General features: G+C 59.7%; 12 protein-coding genes. 11 read left to right on the top strand and 1 reads right to left on the bottom strand.

Going from position 1 to position 21,382, the window contains the following annotated elements:
- Positions 1-18: 18 nt before the first annotated feature.
- The 10 genes from ACSAMM_RS11660 (at position 19) to ACSAMM_RS11615 (ending at position 13,403) form a co-directional block, all read left to right on the top strand.
- A complete protein-coding gene (locus tag ACSAMM_RS11660) occupies positions 19-1,011 on the top strand; it encodes an ABC transporter permease subunit (protein WP_178720433.1) in 993 nt (330 codons plus the stop codon).
- 38 nt (positions 1,012-1,049) lie between these two features.
- A complete protein-coding gene (locus tag ACSAMM_RS11655) occupies positions 1,050-2,510 on the top strand; it encodes a hypothetical protein (protein WP_457791542.1) in 1,461 nt (486 codons plus the stop codon).
- A 29-nt stretch (positions 2,511-2,539) separates the two neighbouring features.
- Positions 2,540-4,303, top strand: a complete 1,764-nt coding sequence (locus ACSAMM_RS11650; RefSeq protein WP_457791541.1) for a hypothetical protein — start codon at positions 2,540-2,542, stop codon at positions 4,301-4,303.
- A gap of 43 nt (positions 4,304-4,346) precedes the next feature.
- A complete protein-coding gene (locus ACSAMM_RS11645; RefSeq protein WP_457791540.1) occupies positions 4,347-5,609 on the top strand; it encodes a right-handed parallel beta-helix repeat-containing protein in 1,263 nt (420 codons plus the stop codon).
- Positions 5,606-8,380 carry a glycoside hydrolase family 38 N-terminal domain-containing protein gene (locus ACSAMM_RS11640; protein WP_457791538.1) on the top strand — a complete coding sequence of 925 codons (2,775 nt, stop codon included), beginning with the start codon at positions 5,606-5,608 and terminating at the stop codon, positions 8,378-8,380. Before ACSAMM_RS11645 ends, ACSAMM_RS11640 begins: the two co-directional genes overlap by 4 nt.
- A gap of 65 nt (positions 8,381-8,445) precedes the next feature.
- Positions 8,446-9,741 carry an FAD-dependent oxidoreductase gene (locus tag ACSAMM_RS11635; protein ID WP_457791536.1) on the top strand — a complete coding sequence of 432 codons (1,296 nt, stop codon included), beginning with the start codon at positions 8,446-8,448 and terminating at the stop codon, positions 9,739-9,741.
- A 477-nt stretch (positions 9,742-10,218) separates the two neighbouring features.
- Positions 10,219-10,431: a FeoA domain-containing protein gene (locus tag ACSAMM_RS11630; RefSeq protein ID WP_178725614.1), complete on the top strand. Its 213-nt coding sequence runs from the start codon at positions 10,219-10,221 to the stop codon at positions 10,429-10,431.
- 61 nt (positions 10,432-10,492) lie between these two features.
- Positions 10,493-10,714, top strand: a complete 222-nt coding sequence (locus ACSAMM_RS11625; RefSeq protein WP_178725612.1) for a FeoA domain-containing protein — start codon at positions 10,493-10,495, stop codon at positions 10,712-10,714.
- Positions 10,715-10,783: 69 nt separating this feature from the next.
- Positions 10,784-13,198, top strand: coding sequence for a ferrous iron transport protein B (feoB, locus tag ACSAMM_RS11620; protein ID WP_178725611.1), 2,415 nt, complete (start codon positions 10,784-10,786; stop codon positions 13,196-13,198).
- A gap of 31 nt (positions 13,199-13,229) precedes the next feature.
- Complete coding sequence (locus tag ACSAMM_RS11615) at positions 13,230-13,403, top strand: FeoB-associated Cys-rich membrane protein (protein WP_178725610.1); 174 nt, start codon at positions 13,230-13,232, stop codon at positions 13,401-13,403.
- Between the two features lie 110 nt (positions 13,404-13,513).
- Here ACSAMM_RS11615 and ACSAMM_RS11610 read toward each other — a convergent pair whose 3' ends face one another.
- Positions 13,514-14,344 (bottom strand): AraC family transcriptional regulator, encoded by an 831-nt coding sequence (locus ACSAMM_RS11610; RefSeq protein ID WP_178725609.1) that lies wholly within the window; start codon positions 14,342-14,344, stop codon positions 13,514-13,516.
- Between the two features lie 336 nt (positions 14,345-14,680).
- Between ACSAMM_RS11610 and ACSAMM_RS11605 the strand changes: the two genes are divergently transcribed.
- On the top strand, positions 14,681-21,370 hold the full coding sequence (locus ACSAMM_RS11605) for a LamG-like jellyroll fold domain-containing protein (RefSeq protein ID WP_457791533.1): 6,690 nt from the start codon (positions 14,681-14,683) through the stop codon (positions 21,368-21,370).
- Positions 21,371-21,382: the final 12 nt, after the last annotated feature.

Genomic DNA, 21,382 nt, shown 5'->3' with positions numbered 1-21,382 from the left:
AAAGGAATGGTCAAGCGCATGAAGAACTTCGCCTTAACAGACAAAATTGCCGTCAGCCCCCGGGCGGCCGCACGGACCCGGAAGCTGGCGGGAAAGGGTATACAGGGGATCGTCAAAGCTGTGTTTCTCCTCGGCTTCTGCTTTGTGATTCTCTATCCCATTCTGATGATGGTTTCCAAGGCGTTCATGGAGCGGGGGGATATTTTCGACAACACGGTCATTCTTATCCCACGCAACTTCACGCTTCAGAATTTCGATATCGCCATGCGGCTGACCAATTACTGGGAAACCCTGGGCAATACCCTGCTGCTCGCGGTCTTGGTGACAGTTCTGGAGACGGTGTCCTGCCTAATCGTCGCTTACGGACTCGCCCGTTTTGAGTTCAAACTGCGGGGGCTTTTCATGGCGCTGGTGGTATTCACCATCGTCGTGCCGCCCCAGCTGATTCTGACCCCCATGTACGTCCAGTTCCGCCAATTCGATCCCTTCGGCCTCGTGTCCGCCGTCTGCGGGGGTTCGATGAATCTTATTGACACCTATTGGCCCTTCGGTCTGCTGGCGGCCACCGCCGTGGGCGCCAAAAACGGCCTGTTTATCCTGATTTTTTTCCAGTTTTTCAAAAACATGCCCAAGGAATTTGAAGAGGCCGCCTACATCGACGGGGCCAATTCCTTCGGGACCTTCACCCGCGTGATGCTGCCCAACGCCACCACGGCTATCACCACCGTGTCCTTGTTCGGCTTTTTGTGGCAGTACAACGATATGAATTACACCACCTCGTTCCTGCAGAACCGGCCGGTGTTTTCCGGCGTGTACAACAATCTCGATCGGTTCACCAACGAGGTGTACGATCTGCTGGGGGTGTCCCAGTACGATATGACTGTGACCATGTACGTGCCCCTGGTCAAAAGCGCCGGCGTGCTGCTGATCCTGCTGCCGCTGCTGATCCTGTTCGCCTTCTGCCAGCGCTTCTTTGTGGAGAGCATTGAGCGGGTGGGAATCGTGGGGTAAACAAACCAAATGGGCGCATGCCCAGGGAGGACAAAACCATGGAGAAGCTCAAGTTCCGCGTGGCGGATTACGGTGCCGTGGGCGACGGCGTGACCGACGACGGCCCGGCCATCAGCCGGGCGGCGGCTGCAGCCGCCGCGGCGGCAGGGGAAAAAGCGGTGGTGTTTGAGCCGAAAACCTACCGCATCCTTGACCTGCCGGCTGAAAACAGACGCCACTGCCTCTTTTCCTTCGAGGGGACGACGGATTTGCATATTGAGGGCAATGGGGCCATCCTGCTGTTCAAAGGGGCTAACCGGCTGCTTTCCCTGGAGGGAGGACGCCGTTTTGCCCTGGACGGACTGACGGTGGATTATCAGCCCAAGCCTTTCATCCTGGCCAAGGCGGAAGCTCTGGATATGGAGCAAGGGTATATGGATATGGCGGCGGAGGAGGACATCGGGCTGCAGGGGGTGACCTATCTGCCGCCACCGCCTTGCTTTATGTTCCCCAACCGGGCGGATATTCGGTACCATTATTTTATTAGGGAAATCCGGCGGTTGGGCGACAAGCGCTACCGGCTGGTTATCCGTTCCGATTTTATCGAGCGGATGGGACAGGTCAAGCCAGGAGACGAATTCCTGCTCCCCACCATTGGCGGCAGCCATCTGGCCGGGGCCGCCTGCACGATTTACGACACCGACGGTTTCACGCTGTCTAACCTGCGGTTTTACAGCCATCCGGAGTTTGGCTTTGACGTCCGGGACTGCCGGGGGGAGATGCGGTTCGACCACGTGGCGCTTCGCCAGAAGGAGGGGGCCAGGGAGCAGCTGGTTTCCTGGCGGGATGGCTTCCACATCAAGGATAACCGGGATCCCATCGTCTGGGACAGTTGCGATATCGGGCCTATTGGCGATGACGCGTTTAACCTGTCCTGTGTCCATCTGGACGTGACGGAGGTGTCGGCGGACGAACGGGGTATCCGATGCCTGCCGGCGGAGAAGGGGAAAACCCGAGATATCGCACCGGGGGACGAATTCGTCGCCTATGACCTGGAGACGGGCCGCGCCTTCGGCGAGGCCCGGGTTGCCCGGGTATTCCCCAGCAGCGAGGATGTCCGCTTCGAGGCCGATCGGCCCCTGCCCGGCTTCCGGCCGGGGATGCAGGTGGCGTTCTACAAATTCGCCAATCCCGGGTTTGTGGTTCGGAACAGTACCATCGAGGGGACGGTACGGGTGCGCTCCAGCGGCGTGTTCGAGAACTGCCGGTTCGACGTGTTCTGGGTGCATGTGGAAAATGAGTTTTTTGTGGAGGGGCCGATCCCCAGGGACATCACTTTCCGTAACTGCACATTTACCACCCCGTATGACGCCGATGCAAAAATTTTCCATGTGGGCACCCTGGGGAAAAACGGACTGCACAATTGCGCGTACAAATGTAAAAATATTGTACTGGAAAACTGCACGTTTGAAAAGGGTACCATTGATGTGGAGGATGGCAACGAGCTGATTATTCGATGAGATACCGACTGGAAAGGACGCGATGGAACATGAAATCGTTGAGAAAATGCGGCGTCTTGCTGATAACCATGGCGCTGCTGGCATCACTGGCCGCCTGTAACCGGGAGCCCAAGCCGGGCCCGGAAAGCTCTGGAGTGACTGGAAGTTCTTCGGGCGCTACCGGCGACACCACGACCGCCACTGAAATATCTTCGGATGTTAGCCAGAGTGACAGCAGCGGCGGTGGTGACGCCAGCGCCACCGGCAGCACCAAGAAGCCGGGCGGCAGCGAAAAGCCAGATACCTCCACGACCACCAAAGGCGGCGGCGCCACGAAGCGGCCCACCACCAGCCAGGCCACCAAGGTCTTCAAGGTGGAGGATTACGGCGCCAAGGGCGACGGAAAAACCGACGATGGGATGGCGGTGGCCAACGCGGTGCTGGCGGCCGCCAAGGACGGCAGCAAGGAAAAAATCGTCCAGTTCAAGGCGGGCGCCACCTACCGGCTGGCCTCTGCCCCCGCCAGCAACAGCTTCAAGCGGGTGCTCAACGTGATTTATGCGGACAACGTAAAAATCCGGGGGGATAAAACCAAGCTGCTGATGAAAGCCCCTTATCGGGTGGCGTATTTTGCGGACAGCAGCAACATCGAGTTTTCCGGCTTCATCATTGACTATTCGCCGAAGCCCTTTTCCGCCGCCAAGGTGACGGCCATCGCGGCGGATCGCTCCTATATCGATTTCACCTCCGACGACGATTTGGGCTTTACCGGTACGGTGGAGCCGCCGCAGCCCTATTTCGCCTTCCGCAACCGGAAGGACGAGCGGTTGCATTACACCATCAACAAGATGACCAAGACGGGAGACAAATCGTACCGGTTTTACATGGCCGACAGCGGCCGGGTGTCCATGGCGTCCGTTGGGGAATCCTTCATTCTACCGGTTTACGGTTCCTCTCACAATGTGGGCGGGCTGTTCTCCCTGTCGAACGTCAACAATTTCGAGATGAAGAACGTCACCATCTACGCCATGCCGGACTTTGGCTTCGACGTGCGTTCCAATACCGGCACCACCAAGTTCACCAATGTGCGTATCGAGCCGGCGCCCGGCTCTAAGGTCTATCTGGCATCCTGGCGGGATGCGTTCCATGTCAAGGATAACCTGTCCAAGCTGACCTGGGACAACTGCTACATCGGCCCCCTGGGGGACGACGCGTTCAACCTGTCCTCCGTGATATGCAACGTGGATTTCTACAACGCATCCACCAAGACGGTCAGCATGACCCCGGCCGAAGGCGGCGCGACCCGTGAAGGGCTGAAGGCCGGCGACGAGCTGGTGGCCTATAACATGAATACCGGCGCTGCCATCGGAGAAGCGAAAATCGCCGCCGTTCTGCAAAGCAGCGGCGCGATGAACATCCGGCTGGATCGAGATCTGCCGGGGCTGGGCAAGGGCTGCCAAATCGCCCTGTATCGGTTCAACAAGGATTTCCTGGTCAAGGACAGCTATATCGAGGGTACGGTGCGGGTACGCTCCTCCGGCACCTTCCAGAACTGCAAATTCAACGTATTCTGGGTGCGGGTGGAAAACGAGACGTATGTGGAGGGGCCAGTGCCCAAGGACATCACCTTTAAGAACTGCACCTTTACCACCCCCTATGCATCCAACCCGGAAATTTTCCACGTGGGCACCCAGAAGGCCACCGGCCAGACCGGTATGCCTGCCTACAAGTGCAAAAACATTGTGCTGGACGGCTGCACCTTCACCGGCGGCACCTATGGGGCGGATGCCGGCAACCAGCTGATTGTAAAATAAACCCGCGGGGCGGGGAAAATGCGGCGGAGGGCTTGAAGCGATTATGAAAACACGAGGGACCTGGTATTATATCGATCCGGAAGGTAGCGACGCCAACGACGGCTTCAGCCCGGACACGCCACTGCGCACCTTTCAAAAAATACGAGAGATCGTCCTGCGGCCCGGCGATCGGGTGTTGCTGAAATGCGGCGGCGTTTGGAATGAGGAACTGACGATTGCCGGCCAGGGCGCGCCGGATGCTTTTATCGAGATTTCCAGCTACGGCACGGGAGACCGGCCTGTTATCCGCCGCAACGGCCACATCGGCGATCGATGCGTGCGGCTGAACAACCCGTCGTATTTGCGTCTGGGCAACCTGGAGGTCTGCAATGGCGGCGCGGGCATCGTGCTGTTCTACGACCACAGCTATCATAACCGGTCGGTGTACCTTCACGACATTACGGCGCACGATTTCGGCGGTATCTACCGCGCGAGCGGAGAAAGCAGCTGCAACGAGGAATGGAAGGCCTACCGCTCGCCGGATCGGGTGGGCTTTTCCCTGGGCATTTGCGTGACGGGAAACGATTCCACCCCCATGAACGGCGAGCGGGTGCTCTCCGATTTCCGGATTTCCGACTGCGAGGTTTATCGGACGGGGGGAGGCATCGGCCTGGATTGGTGCGATCACGTGTGCTGCGACGGTGCCATCGCGGGGAAAAACAAGTTTGGGGACGTGCTTTGGGAGAGGCTGTATCTGCACGATAACGACATCCCTGACGTATCCCTGACCAGCTTGTTTCTTCAGTGCGTGACCGGTGCAGTGCTGCGGGATTCCGTTATCGACAAAGGGGCGGGCGGCGCCCCTTGGGGGACGGCGGCCATCCATCTCCAGCTGGCACGGGATGTACTGGTGGAAAACGTCACCATCCGGAACATGCCGCACACCGACGTCAGCGACGAATGCGGCATCGACTTCGAGACCGACGTGGAGGACTGCATCATCCGCCGCTGTGTTTTCGAGAACAACGCGGGGCCGGCGGTGGAATTTTTGGCCAACTATGACGTGTCGGATCAGGCTTCCAGCCGGGATATTATCCTTGAGGAATGCACGTTCTTACGCAACAATTGGGCCTGCCTGTACGCCAATCCCGCCCAAATCCTGGTGCAGGACTGGCAGCGGGACAACCGGCCCACCGGCCGCATAACCGGCTGCCGGTATGAAAACCCGGCGGGCGCCGGGTTCCTTGGAGGGGACGGTGGCATCGACGGCTTCGTCACCGAGGGCAACATCGACATCACATTACGAGCAGAGGTAGCGGCACTATGAAAACCATGCATATCCTTTCCAACTCCCATCTGGATCGGGAGCACCGCCACGAGTTCCAGGAAACCCGTCTGATGATGGTGGAGATGCTGGACGACGTGATCCGCATTATGGAGGCGGACGATTCTTACCGGTATTTTACCCTGGACGGGCAGGCCATCGTCCTGGACGATTATTTGGAGATGCGGCCCCATATGCGGCCGCGGCTTCAGGCGCTGATCCGGGCGGGACGAATCCAAATCGGCCCCTGGTACAGCCTGGTGGATTGCTACGCGGTGAACCCGGAGAGCATCATCCGCAACCTGGTGGTGGGCCGCCGGGTTTGCCGGGAATTCGGCGAGCCTATGCCGGTGGGGTATTCCATCTTCTCCTTCGGACAGATGGCTCAGCTGCCCCAGGTGTACGCGGGCTTCGGCATCCATGATATCGTGTTTTACAAGGGGGCCAGCGCCAAGGCGTTTCCCCAGAGCGAATTCATCTGGCGCGCCCCCGACGGGACAGAAGCCTTCGCCACCCGCCTGGGCAGGGAAAAACGATGGAATTTCTTTTTTGATTTCGATATCCCGGTACTCTTGGGCGGAGACGCCAAAAGGCCGGGCTGGCAGAGCCGGTTCACCGATCCGGTGAAGCTTTGCCATCTGATTGATGAGGAAAACCGGAACCAATACGCCACCGAGCTGTGCCCCGATATCCGCATCCGGGAGGAGAAAATCGACGGCGCCATCCGCACCGTGCTGGATGCGCTGGACGAGACGGCTTCCGCCCATGTGCTGGCCGCCTTCGACGGCACCGATTTCACCTCGCCTCTGCCCCAGATTCCGGAGGTAATCCGGCTTATCAACCAGCGGATGGAGGGGGAGCTGGAGCTGGTTCACAGCACCCCCGCCGCCTATTTTGAGGCGGTGAAGGCGGACATCGACCCCAGCACTCTGGTACAGTACGAGGGAGAGATGCGCTTCGGCCCCGTCAACCATGTACACAGCGAAACCATGGGCACCAACACCGACATCAAGCAGGGCATATGGAAGGTGGAAAACACCGTTATCCAAGTGCTGGAGCCGCTGATGAGCCTGGTGCTGGCGGGCGGCGGCGGCTACGACAAGGACGCGGTGGATTTGCTGTGGAAATACCTGCTGGCCACCCACGCCCACGATTCCATCCATGGTTCCGGCGATCCGAAAATCAAGACCGACAACTTAAACCGCATCGCCCAGGCGCAGTGCTTGGCTGAGAGCCTGACCCGCCGGGCGGCGGATAATCTCTGCCGGCAGATCGCTTTTACCGGCGAGGAAGACGATATCCATATCGTGGTGATGAACCCCACGCCGTATCCCCGGGATGAGGTACTCCGCCTGACGCTGGATCTGCCGGAGAGCGAGCGGGTAGAGGATTTCTTCCTGACCGACCGGGCGGGCCGGCCGGTGGATTACTATCCCCTGAGCCGGGAGCGGTTCAACCTGGCCTCCATCCATCGGACCAACCGCCCCAAGTCGGTGTATGCCGACCGGCGGGTAGTGCTGGCCGACGTCCGGGACATCCCCGCCATGGGCTACACCACCCTGACCCTGCGGCGGAAAAAGGGAAGCGACGCCACCTCCACCAATCCCTTCCCCGAAGGGGTATTTCCCTTCGCCCCCATCGGCCGGGCGGGCCATGTGCTGGATAACGGCCGCCTGCGGGTGACCGTGGGCAGCGGGGAGGTGACGGTGTACGATTACGAAACAGGCCGGACGACGCAGGGACTCTGCGCCTTCACCGACACCGGATCCAGCGGCGACTTCTGGGTGCACCGGGAACCCTATGCCAACAGCCATCTCACCTCCCGGGGCGGCCGCACTCAGGTGGAGCTGGTGGAAAACTCCAGCCTGTCCGCCACCTGCCGGATGACCTGCTGGATGCCGATCCCCGCCGGGCTCAACGAGGCGCGCACCGCGCGGCTGGCGGAAACCGTGGAGACGGCCATTATCACCGACATCACCCTGAAAAAGGGCAGTAAGCGGCTGGTGTGCAAAACCACCCTGGACAACCGCTGCCGGGATCATCTGCTGACAGTTTCCTTCCCCACCGGGATACAGGCCGCCACCGCCGATTGGGAGGCCCCGTTCGAAATCCGGACCCGCGAGGTGGATCCCTTCACCAATGACCGGCTGAAAAAAGGCCCCGAGCTGGAGCGGCAGGCTTTGCAGGGCTTCATCGACGTGCAGGACGAGACGGGGGGCGTCGCCCTCTTTACCAAGGGGATCCGGGAAGCGGGCACCGTCAGCGACGGGCAGGCTATCATCAACCTGACCCTGTTCCGCGCCACGTCCAACACCTTCCCCATTCATAACGATCTCCTCATCGGCTTTGAGGAGGAGACCAGCCAGTGCATTGGGCCTCAGTGCTTCGAATATGCGCTGTATTTCCACGCTAAGGCGGCGCCGGGCGAGGTATTCTCGGAGTGCCGTAGGTATCAGACCGATCTCTTGGCGGCCCAGGTGGGCGCCGGACGGCAGGGCGACCGACCGGAAACAGAGAGCCTGTTCACGCTGCGGGACGCCCGCACCGGAGTCAGCGCTGTCAAGCGCAGCGAGGAGGGGGACGCCCTCATCCTGCGTCTGTTCAATCCCACAGGGGAAGCGATACGGGAAACCGTCGCCTTCGGTCGTCCGATTCGGCAAGCGGCCCTGACCGATATGAAGGAAGAGGATTCCCAGCCGCTGCGCCTGAACGGACAGACGGCGGATGTTGACCTTCCTCCCTTCAAAATTGTCACCCTGCGGGTGGAATTCTAGACTTTTATAAGCGGAGCGGATATACTGGAAGGGTATATCCGCTTGCTTGTTAAAGGAGACTGGTTATGCGATATGAAAAAGATGTGCCGGTGCTCGGCGACTTCGACGTGGTGGTCTGCGGGGCCGGCGTAGCCGGGTTCTGCGCAGCGGTGCAGGCGGCCCGTGCCGGAGCGAAAACCGCTCTGGTGGAGCGGTATGGGATGCCCGGCGGCGTGCTGACCGTCGGCGGCAACAATGAAATCGGCCTGTTTTACCGGGGAAGCCGGCCAATCATCGCGGGTATCGGCTGGGAGCTGGTGAAGCGGCTGGAGGCGGACGGTTGGGCGGCCATTCCGCCGTTCAGTGAAGAATACGATCACAGCCAGCAGAACGTGGTGGTCAACGGGCCGATGGCCGCCGCCGCTATGGACGCCATGTGCCAGGAGGCGGGGGTGACCCTGCTGTACCATCACACGCTCTGCGACGCCCTGACGCGGGACGCCCGGGTGACCGAAATTTTGGTCGCCGCCAAGGGTGGCCTGCAGGCCATACGGGGCGGCCGCTTTATCGACGCCACCGGGGACGGCGACCTGTCCGCTCTGGCGGGGGCGGCGTTCCAGCTGGGGGAAGGGGAGCCGCCGGTTCTCCAGCCGGGAACCCTGCGGTTTTACTGGAAGGATTTCCACCTGGAGGATATCGACAGGCGGCAGGTGGAGGAGAGCTTCCGGCAGGGGTTGGAGGCGGGTGAAATCCGCCGCGCCGACTACTGGTCGCTGGAGGGGTCGCCCTACACGATCTTCCATGCCGACGGCAACAACATCAACCACATTTCGCTCAACGGGGCCGATAGCCTGAGCCGGTCTCAGGCGGAGGTGGAGGGCCGCCGTTCGGTGGCCCGGCTGGCCGCCTGGGCCCGCAAACGGGTCAAAGGGGCGCAGCGGATTCAGCCCGTGGCCTGCGGTGGGGAGGTAGCTGTTCGGGAGTCGCGCCGGATTATGGGGGATCATGTTATCACGGCGGCGGAGTATGTCGGGGCGGCCGCGTATCCGGACGGCGTGTGCTACTCCTACTACCCGGTGGATCTCCACGCCGACGGGGAACAGACTCTCCATAATATCGCCGTGACTAAGGACAGGGTGCCCCAAATCCCCTTGAGCGCCATGCTGGTCAAGGGGATGGACAACCTGCTGGCCGCAGGGCGGTGCGCCTCTGGCGATCGCCTGGCCCAGTCCGCCTTCCGGGTGAAGGCCTCCTGCATGGCCATGGGCCAAGCGGCGGGCGCGGCGGCGGCCCTGGCGGCGGGGCGGGAACTGCGGGAGGTTCCGGTGGAGGAAATCCGTTCTCTGCTGCGGGCGCAAGGGGCCATCGTGCCGGAAATATAAACAGCAAAAGCCCGGGACTGCGATTGTATCGTCGCCGTCCCGGGCTTTTTTCGTATCTGCCGCTGTCAGCGGTGATCGGATTCGCGCCGGGTGGTGGGACGCACGCCGTAGCATGGAAAGAAAATATTCAACGAAAGGGGTGGAGACCACTATATCTTGGTAATATGGAAGCCGGTTGACGATTTCAACGGTTGCCTTGTAAAACCGTGGAATGCCATTCCGGGCAGGCAAAAAGCTGGCCGCTCATCTCGTTAATTAAGAGGCACAATCCTATTGCTTTCCGTGAAAATTTTCAATAAAACGCCGAAAATAGCTGTATAACCAGCATTTTCTGGAAAAAATATTGACAGTCGGCAGGAAAATGATTAGAATAAAAAGTGACAAGGTTAGCTTATGCTAACCGTTATTTTAGAGCGGAGGTTAGTTGATGCTAACATGTGGACTGCCTGTGCGCTAAGGAAAGAGGAAGGATGAAGCATGATGCCGCTTACACTTGCCAATATCGGGGAAGAGAACATCATCCGGAAGATCGGCGGAAAGCCGGAGGTGAAGAAGCATCTGGAAAACCTCGGGTTTGTCGCAGGGGGAAATGTCACGGTCATTACCACCATGGGCGGCAGCGTTATTGTGAACGTCAAAGAGGCACGGGTGGCCATCAGCGAGGAAATGGCGCAGAAAATTATGGTCTAAAGCCGCACGGCGGCGCGGCTGACGGGGCGGATTCCCGCAAAAGAGAAGGAGGATAACCGGCATGAACACACTCAGGCAGGCAAAAATCGGCGATACGGTCAAGGTGGTAAAGCTCCATGGAGAGGGCGCCGTGAAGCGGCGGATCATGGACATGGGTATCACCAAGGGCGTCCAGGTTCATATCCGCAAGGTGGCGCCTCTCGGCGATCCGGTGGAGATTACCGTCCGGGGATACGAACTGTCCATCCGTAAGGCGGATGCGGATAGGATTGAGGTCGAATAGGTTTTGCTTCAACCAAGAGTTAGTCTAAACTTACCATTGGCATTCGCATGAAAGAGAGGGACAGGAACAATGAGTTTGAAAATCGCCCTGGCAGGTAACCCAAACAGCGGCAAAACCACGCTGTTCAACGCGCTTACCGGTTCTAATCAGTTTGTGGGCAATTGGCCCGGCGTTACGGTGGAGAAGAAGGAAGGCAAGCTGAAAAAGCACGACGGCGTAACTATCGTCGATCTTCCCGGCATTTACTCCCTGTCGCCCTACACCTTAGAGGAAGTGGTGGCGAGGAATTATCTGATCAGCGAGCGCCCGGACGCCATTTTGAACATTGTGGACGGCACCAACCTGGAGCGGAATCTGTATCTGACGACGCAGCTGACCGAACTGGGCATCCCGGTGGTCATTGCCATCAACATGATGGACGTGGTGAAGAAGAACGGGGACAAAATCAATATTGCAGAACTGTCCAGAGAGCTGGGCTGTTCCATCGTGGAGATTTCCGCCCTGAAGGGAACGGGTGTCATGGAGGCGGCTGAGGCGGCCGTCGAGGCGGGCCGGACTACGAAAACCGTACCGATGCATACCTTCTCCGGGGTGGTAGAGCACGCTCTCGCCCACATCGAGGAGGCGGCCGTACATACCATGCCTCCCGAGCAGCAGCGTTGGTACGCCATCAAGATTTTCGAGCGGGACGAAAAGGTTCTGGACCAAATGAATCTGAATCCGGAGCTGATGGAGCATATCGAGGGGGACATCCAGGCGGCCGAGAAGGAACTGGATGATGATGCCGAAAGCATCATTACCAATGAGCGCTACGTCTATATCGCCTCTGTGATGAAAGGCTGTTACAGGAAAAAAAGCGCCGGCCGGCTGTCGACCTCGGACAAAATCGACCGAGTGGTGACCAACCGTTTCGCTGCCCTGCCGATCTTTGCGGTGGTGATGTTCATCGTCTATTTCGTGTCGGTGACCACGGTGGGCACCTGGGCGACCGATTGGGCCAACGACGGCGTGTTTGGAGACGGCTTCCACCTGCTGGGCATCGGCTCCTCTTCGTATGAGAAGGCGGCGGAAGAGTACGAGGTTCCCGGCGCGATTGTCGAGGCCTTCGAAACGGCTGCGGAAGAAGAGGGGCTTCAGCCGGGGGCGGCGGCCGATTTGACCACCACTGCCTATCTGTATGACGACGAGGGCAACGTGGAGGAGCAGATTCCGGTGGATTTTGCCGCGTATGAGGAAGCGGCGGCCAAGGAGGAGCCGGATCCGGCTGCCTACGGCGTGTGGGTCCCGGGTGTACCCGTGCTGGTCAAAGACGGTCTGACGGCCATCCACTGCGCCGATTGGCTGCAGGGGCTGATTTTGGACGGCATTATCGGCGGCGTGGGCGCAGTGCTGGGCTTTGTGCCCCAGATGCTGGTGCTCTTCCTGTTCCTCGCGTTTCTGGAGAGCTGCGGCTACATGGCGCGCATCGCGTTTGTCATGGATCGTATTTTCCGCAAGTTCGGCCTGTCCGGTAAGTCGTTTATCCCGATGCTCATCGGCACCGGCTGCGGCATTCCCGGCATCATGGCGTCCCGTACGATTGAAAACGAGCGGGATCGCCGCATGACCATCATGACCACCACCTTCATTCCCTGCGGCGCCAAGCTGCCGATTATCGCCTTGATTGCGGGCGCACTGTTCGGCGGCGCCTGGTGGGTGGCGCCCAGCGCGTATTTTGTCGGTATCGCGGCCATCATCATCTCCGGCATCATGCTGAAGAAAACGCGGATGTTTTCCGGGGAGCCAGCGCCTTTTGTCATGGAACTGCCGGCCTATCACCTGCCGACTGTGGGCAACGTTCTGCGCTCCATGTGGGAGCGGGCCTGGTCGTTCATCAAGAAGGCCGGAACGGTGATTCTCCTGTCCGCCATCGTCCTCTGGTTCCTGCAGGGCTTCGGCGTGGAAAACGGCCGCTTCGGCATGGTGGAGGATCTCAACCATTCCATTCTGGCCGTTATCGGCAGCGGCATCGCCTGGCTCTTTACCCCGCTTGGCTGGGGCAATTGGCAGAGCGCGGTGGCGACCATCACCGGCCTGATCGCTAAAGAAAACGTGGTCGGCACGTTCGGCGTGCTGTTCGGCGGCTTCGACGAGGTCGCGGAAAATGGCTGGCAGATTTGGGCGAACATGCGGGACGTATTCACGCCACTGTCCGCCTATTCCTTCCTGGTATTCAATCTGCTGTGCGCCCCCTGCTTCGCGGCTATGGGCGCCATCAAGCGGGAGATGAATTCCGCCAAATGGACGTTTTTCGCCATCGGTTATCAATGCGTGTTCGCGTATGCGATGTCTTTGATTGTGTATCAGCTGGGCAGGCTGTTCACCGGAAACGGCAGCGTCCTGTGGTCCATTGTGGCCTTCGCGCTGGTCGCGTTTATCCTGTATATGCTGTTCCGGCCTTATGAAGAGCCGAGCAAGCTGACACAGAAAGTCAAACTGAAATAATCCCCAGTTCCCATAAAAGGAGGAGCTCGTTATGTTGTCCTGGTTCGCCGAGAATCTGTCGACCATACTCGTCCTGGTGGTGCTGGTCACCGTGGTTGCTCTGATCATCGTGCATATGGTGAGAAACAGGAGGAAGGGAAAGCTCTCCTGCGGCTGCGGCTGTCAGAATTGCCCCATGAGCGGCAGCTGCCATCAGAATAAGTGATCGTAGCGTTTACACGCGAGGAGAAGCGCACCCGCGCAAAACACCCGAGGCCCGCATGATTGCGGGCCTCGGGTGTTTTGGAGTTATTCCGGGAAATGAAAGTCCGGTCATCATGATTTCTGGCGTTTCCTAGCTTGGCTGGGGCTGAAGCCGGTTTTGGCTTTGAATTGACGGGAAAACAACAGGGCGTCGTCGTAGCCGACGCTGCGGGCGATATGGCCGATTCTCAGGTCGGTTTCCTCCAGAAGGCGCGCGGCGGTCTCCACGCGGTAATTGATCAGATACTGCTGGGGCGAAACGCCCTTTTCCTTTTTAAACAAATCGCTGAAATAGGTGCGGGAAAATCCGAAATCCGCCGCCATGCGGGTGATGGAAATGGGATTGCTGATGTTATTGTGAATAAAATCGGCCACGCGATCGGAAAACGTCCAGGTCGTCAGCCGCCTCTTGTGTTCCTGGCGCGTCAGGTAGCCGATGCATCGCAGCAGCTCGCCTTGTATGCGCAGGGCGTTGGCCTGCCCGTCGATTTTGCTTTCGATATCGTCCAGCTCGCCCAACATGCCGCGGAAAAATTCCAGACAGCCAGGATCGTGCACCACGGGGTTTTCCAGACTAAGGCCGGCGGATTTCACCAGCGCGTCCGCCCGTTCGCCTGTGAAGCCCACCCAGATATATGTATAAGGTTCGATCATGTCCGCGTAGTACACGGTCACGTTATCCGGCGTTATCAGAAACATATCGCCCGTGGACAGGGGGTGGATGGTCGTGCTGTCGTTGAAATAGCCCTTGCCGGTGACGATGTAATGGATGAGGTAAATATCCCGCACGGCCGGTCCATATGTATTGCCGGGCGCGCACTCATGGGTGCCGCATTGTATAATTTCGATATCGTGGTGATTCTGTGGGGTGATGTAGAGAAAATCCGGCTGAAACTTATCCATGTGATTACCCTCCCTGACATATTTCCATATTTTTGAGAAAGAAACAGGTTTTTTTCTATTTACTTCCATTATACTTGTTCATTATAATAAAAGCAAACCTATTGCACAAAAACCAAAGTGAAGAAAAGAAAAATTATAGATATGAGGCATTGATAATAGATCTGCATTATTATTGGCACGATTCGCTTGTTTATAAGGAAGCGATATGACTCGGTAGGATAGAGCGGCAGCGCCTCGAAATAATTCCATGTTTCCGACAGCGGCGGCTCCCTTTACAGTTCAGAAGCAAGCCGATGGAAGTTCATACAACCTTGACCGATTAAGGAGGGTGTTAAGATGACCAAGATGAAAAGGTATCCGCGGTTTCTCGCCTTGCTGGCGACGCTGGCCCTGTTGCTGAACAGCGTGCCCCTTATCCTTCAGGCAGCGGCGGACAATGCCGCTATGACGCTGCGCGTTTTGGAGGATTTCACCGGGCTTGTCCCCGGCGGCGAGGTCGGCAGCCTGACGGTGGACGGCGTAAACAAAGGGACAGTCGCGGCCGCCGAGAGCCCAGGCGCCCTGGGCGGCAACGCTCTGGTCATGCGCAGCGACGCCGTCGTCGGCTGGACCGGCACCGAGGGCTGGGCCGGTTATACGATGAATTTCGCGCCGGGAACGACGTTGGCTGGGGCCGATGCGCTGCTGCTGTATGTCAAGGGACTGACGGTGGACGCCGTTAAAAAGGTGAGGTTTGCCCTCACCGGGACGAAGGCCGGCGGTCAGACAGTCACGGTCACCCCCAAAGGCTGGACAAAATACGATTGCCTCAGCCTGGACAGCGGCACCTGGGGCAGCCTGCCGGAAACCGACGACGCGCAGTCGCTGCGCGTTCCGGGGAATTTCCATGGATATATCCGCCTGCCGCTGGCCAAGCTGACCAACGGGTCGGGCATCGAGAGCCTGACCAGCCTGAAGCTCAATATTCAGGATATCGGCGGCGCTAACGGCACTTTCCTGCTGGGCGGAATTTGGGCGGTGACCGCCAATGCGTCCAGTACGAGCACGAATGTCACGCTGGACGGCGCGACCGAGTCCGTTTCCTTAATTAAGGCCGATGTAGAGGGCCTCTATCTAGAGGTGCTGGAAAACTTCCAATCCAAAGCAATCGGATCCTCTTGGTCGGTGTCCGACGCGGGCAAGGCCACGGGTTCGATTGTGCCCGGCATCGGCTCGGTCGGCGGGGGCAACGCCCTGCGCATCAGCTCGCCGGAACAGACCGGCTGGCCCTATCCATATGTCAGCATACCGATCGGCGTATCGGAGGACGCTCAGGCTGAAAGCACCGGTCTGATGGTGTATATCCGCAACATTCAGCACGGCAGTCGCATCAATATGTATGTCCGTGTAAAGGGCACCAAGGACGGCGCGACGGCGACAGCCGTACCCTTCCCGGGGACGGCCTTCAAGCTGTACAACACCCAGCAAAACGCCTGGCAGGACTCGGGTTCGACCACCAACAATAACCCGCTGGTGCAGCTGCCCGATGAATTCGAGGGGTACGTGTATCTGCCGTTCAGCCAGCTGCAGAAGGACGGCGGCCCGGCTAAAACCGCCTATACGCTGGACGATATTACCTCCATAGAAATCGGCGCGCACAATGTCGGGCCGGCGAAGGGTCCGGTCACCATCGATAATCTCTATCTGGTGCGCCAGCCGGGGGATTTCGCCAGTAACGCCGTGACGCTGGCCGGCGACGAAGCCAATCCGACAACGCTGTATAATCCACAGGCCGTTCTGCATCTCGCCGTGCTGGAGGATTACGCCGACGAGCAGCCCGGCGCCGATTACGGCCAGATGACCGTGGACGGCGCGCCGACGGGCTCGCTCGAGGTGGTGCGGGGGTTGGGCGATATCGCTTCGGGCAACGCTCTCAAGGCGGGCAGCGGCGAAACCGCGAGCGGGATCCCCTATGTCGACGTGCCGGTCAACGTGACCGCCGCGGCCAAACAGGCGGCGAGCGGCCTGATGGTCTACATCCGCGAGGTGAACAAGGCGGGCGGCGAGGCGGTTAATCTTCATGTGCGGGTTCACGGTACGGCCGGGGGCCAGGACGTCATCGCCCGGATGTTTTCCTGGGACACCTCCTATAAGGCGTACGATATCCGGCAGAAAAAGTGGATCGGTCTGGCCATGAACGACGGCAGTTACCTCTGTATGCCGTCGGGATTCGAGGGCTATGTCTACCTGCCGTTCCGTAAGATGGAAAACGCCGATGGATCCAACAATTATAAAGAGTTAGCCATGGATACCATTTCGCGCGTTCAGTACGGCCTGCAGGATGTCGGCGGGGCGAACGGAAGCGCGGTTCTCGGCGCGACGTATCTTGTGATTTACGCCGGATTCCTGAACACCGACGCGGCCACAGTCGCCGGGGTGCACACCGCGGAGCACGGCTCGCTCAATCCCTCCTCGTCCACCATCTACGATCCGGTTTTGCATCTCGATTTCGACGATGCCACCGCGCAGGATAAGAGCGGCTTCGGCAATCACGGCGCCGCCTCCGATGGAGTCACCTATGTAGAGGGCATCAAGGGCAAGGCCGTCCATATTGACAACACGGGCGTTTCCTGGGGCGGGCAGGCCGCGCAGTACGTCAATTTCGGCACGCCGGATAATCTGCGGTTCGGAGAAGAGGATTTTTCTGTCTCCCTGTGGTATAGAGCCGGAAAGACCAAGCCCGCGTCGGGCGTCCTGATCTCCAACAAGGACTGGTTTGACAGCGGCATATCCAAAGGCTTTTCACTGGTTGCCCGGGACAGCGGCCTGAACGCCAATATCGCGGACGGCAAAACCCGGCTCGATCTGCCCGGACAGGGGCAGGGCATCGCCTCACTGAACGACGCGAATTGGCACCAGGTGGTGCTCAGCGTCAGCCGAGAGGGCAACGCCGTGCTGTATCTGGATGGACAGCCGGTCAGCACGAAAGCCGCCAGCGCTCTGGAGGGAGCTCTTGACAACGGCCTTTTCCAGCTTGGCCGCGATACCAAAGGCAAGGGCGGACTTGACAAGGGCGACGTGGACGAAATCAAGGTGTGGCGCAAGGCGCTGTCGGCCACGGAGGTCACGGCCGAATACAAAGCCATTATGGACTATCAGCAGTATAAGGCGCCGGTCCTGTCGGTGGGCTTCGACGGTAATTTGAACGACGACAGCGGCAACGGGTACGACGGCAGGGCCGGTGGCGACGGCGTGGAATACATCGAAGGCATCAGCGGCCAGGGCCTGTTCCTGCATAACCGCACATCTGCCGGGCATCTGTGGGGCAAGCCCGCGGTCAACTGGGTGGATTTCACCGGCAGCGAGCTGAATCTCGGCGGCGGCAGCTTCACGGTGAGCGGATGGTACAAGGCCAATCAGGCCACGCCGGTGCAGGGCGTCCTCTTTACCAATAAGGACGCGTCCGGCAACGGGTTCACCGTACAGGTGGACACCACCCGCGGACTCATCGCCAATATCTGCGCCGGGGGCACCACCCGCTACGTGCCGGCGAACGGCGGCGGCACCGGCATACTCGACCGGGCCTGGCACCATGTGGCGTTTACGGTTGACAGGCAGGGCGAGGCGGTTCTCTATCTCGACGGCCGCGCCATCTTCTCCACCGATGTTTCCACGCTGGCGGGCGACCTGCCCGGAGGCACCTTCACTATCGGCCGGGACAATGTGTCGGGCAAATACGGACTGGATGACGCCAACGTCGACGAGGTGCAGGTATACCGCCGCGCTCTGTCGGCGGAGGAGATCGCCGCGCTGCAATCCGATGTGCAGATTCGGCTGAAGATTCGGAGCTATCGGGAGAATCTGGCCAAAATCACCGTCGACAACTATTTTTATAAGCAGGCCGACTTGGATGCGATAATCCAGGCGCTCGATACCCTTGAGGAAGAGATGGACGGCAAAACCATCGCGGAAAAGCAGGCCCTGCTGAACGCGTTCGACAGCCGGTACAACACCTTTATGGAGGGACCGCGTCCGCTCTTCTCCTTCGCGGCGGGCAGTGATCCGCATCTGCGCGAAACCGGGGCGAATCTCGACCGGTTCAACCAGTTCCTCGGGGATGTCAAAACGGCCCTGCCCGACGCGAAAGCGGTGCTGGTATCCGGGGATATGACGGAAAACGGCAGCCAGGCGGAGTTCGACGCCTATTGGAACGCGCTGAAGAAAAACACGCCCGAGGGGACCCTGGTGCTCTCCGCGCTCGGCAACCACGACGCGCGTGGGCCTCTGTCGAGCACGGCCAGCATGGAGCAGCGGTGGGCCAACGCTAAAAAATGGTATCTCGACGGGCTCAACACCTATCTGGGCACGTCGTATACCGACGTGTATTACCATCGGGAAATCGGCGGCTATGATTTCATCACGCTCAACACCGAAAACGCCGACAAGGATATGGCCACCGTGTCCCAGAAGCAGCTTATCTGGTTTGAAAATCAGCTCAAGGCCATTGCTGCGGCCAAGCCTGGCCAGCCCATTTTTGTCCAGATGCATCAGGCGCTGAAGGGCACGCATCCGTTGACCGACGTGGAGACCAACACGGTCGGGGCGGCCAGCGATGCGCTGAAGGCCATTATCGCCAAATACCCGCAGGTGGTATACTTCTCAGGCCATACGCACAACGGCGTCGGCTTCTCCGACATAATCAACGACGGCAAGGGCGTGTTCATCGACCTGCCGAGCATGGAGCACAACGGCCGGGGCAATCCCAGCCTCACCCTGGCGCACTATGTCAGCGTGTACGACGGCTTTATCCGCCTGCGCGTCCGGGATTTCGCCTCCGGCCAATGGCTGCCCGAATACGAACGCATCATCGACATGACCGTAGCCGGCACAGTAGACAAGGACGACCTGCGCGCCTTATACCAGAAGTATATGACCATGGGACAGGGGCGGTATTCCGACGAGACCTGGGCGGTTTACGAGGCGGCGTTCGGCGAAGCCCATCGGGTGCTGAACGACCGTGCGGCCACGCAGGCGCAGGTGAACGATGCCCGCAAAGCGCTGCAGTCGGCCGTAGACGGCCTTGAGGTGGTCCCGGTGGATTTGGCTGCGAACAAGCCGGCCATGGATTTGACCATGCTGCAGGATTTCGGCAGCCTCCCGGCCGTCACCGCCACCGACGGCGACATGACGGCGACCCTGGCGTCCGGAAGCCGGGCGCTGGATGGAAAAAACACGCTGGTTCTTGGAGCGGAAACCGCCAAGGGCAGCGACAAGAGCTATAGCGTTTCCATGCCTGCCGGCAGGGATATTTCCCAGCAGCAGGGCCTGCTTCTCTACCTCAAGACCCCGAAGCATAAAGATGGCGAGCGGGAGAGCCGGGTCAGTATTTCGCTCCGTCTGGATACCGGCAAAACCATCGACTGGGCCGGCGCGGTTCTCTCTTATCTCGACAGCGAAACCCAGAACTGGGTGCCGCTGACGGTGCCTTCCAACGGACTGGCCGGTCTGCCCGCCGGATTCGAAGGGTATGTCAAGCTGCTGTTCAGCGATCTGCCGGCGGGCAAGCGCGGCGATATCGCCGCGTCGGGCGCGCTTCAAGCGCTGGAGTTCCGCTGCGGCAATGTGGGCGGCGATGCGTTCGGTTCGTTGCGGCTCGGCGCGGTCTACGGCATCGTGCAGGAGACCGGCGGCCTGACGGCCCGGATAGACGGCAAGGACGCCCGGTTCCTCGTGAACGGCCGGAAGCCGGACGAGGATCAGCAAAAGCTGTTCGCCGCCGCCATGAAGGGCGAAACGCTCCTCGGCTTCAAGGGCTTTGAAAAGGGTGAGGACGCCCGCGCCCGCGGCCTGCAGAAGCTGTATAACGTCGTGGATCCCGACAACATCACCGCCACCTTCGTGGACAGTCCCTCCGGCCTGACGGGCGGCCCCGCCCTCCAGATTGATGCACCACAGGTTCGCGGTTTCTGGGAGACGCCGGGCGGTATTCTCGAAAACGTGTATTATGAAACCTATTATCCGGCGAACACCTACATCGACAACATGCAGGCCTTTATGTTCTATATTCAGACGCCTGACGCGCACCCCGCCGAACCGGACGATCCGTTCACGACCAAGGTGTTTTTCAATCTGCACACGGTGAACGCCGCAGGGGTCGAGCTGTGGACGAACACGGGCGACTGGAATCGGGTGTACTTCCTGGAAAAAGGCTCCGGCGAATGGCAGACGCTGGAGACTGACGCCGGCCATGTCCGGCTGCCGGTCAACACCGAGGGGTATGTGCTTGCGCCGCTCGATCAGTTCAAGACGAATCCCATCGTCAAGGATATGGCCAACCGCCGTCTGCTCGACACCACCTTTATTTTCTCGGGTCTCGGCGGCGAAACCGGGCCGGTGGTCATCGACAACATCTGGTCGGTCATCGACATGGGAGAGAACAATAGGCTGTTCTCCTACAACGGGGCCGATACCTGGTATCTGAGCGAAAACCGCGAGGCGACCATTGCGGATCTGGAGGGCGGCGGCGGATTCGAAGAGGATAAGCTGCTCGATGAGCTGCCCGCCGCCACCATCCTCGACAAATTCATCCACGAACCGGCCTACGAGGACATCACCGCTCACAGCATCACCATGTCGTGGGATGCCCACGAGGACGCGGCGGCGTACCGGGTAGAGATTTACCAGTCGGTCGGCACGAGCGCCGGAATCAAATACAAACTCATCAGCGACAAGACGTTGGACGGGACATCCGCCACCATGGGCGGGCTGGATCCGCTGACTTGGTATTTTGCGGTTGTGCACGTGCTGGACGAGGAAGGCGGCATCACCGGCACGTATCCGAACCTGTTTTTCCAGACGGCGGATGTCGAGGACAATCCGGATAACCCGGACGATCCGAACAACCCGGATAACCCGCATAATCCCGACCGGCCCGAGCCGAATCCGAACCCCGGCACCGGCGTCGCCGCCAGGGTTCTGCTGCCTGTCGCCATGCTGTCCGGCTCGCTCGGGCTGATACTCGTCAGCCGCCGGCGCCGGAGATCTTAAGCGCCGCTGCTA

Source organism: Anaeromassilibacillus sp. SJQ-5 (assembly GCF_054108045.1).
The sequence above is the reverse complement of the archived record's forward strand: the minus strand, read 5'-3'. Positions and strand labels throughout refer to the sequence as shown.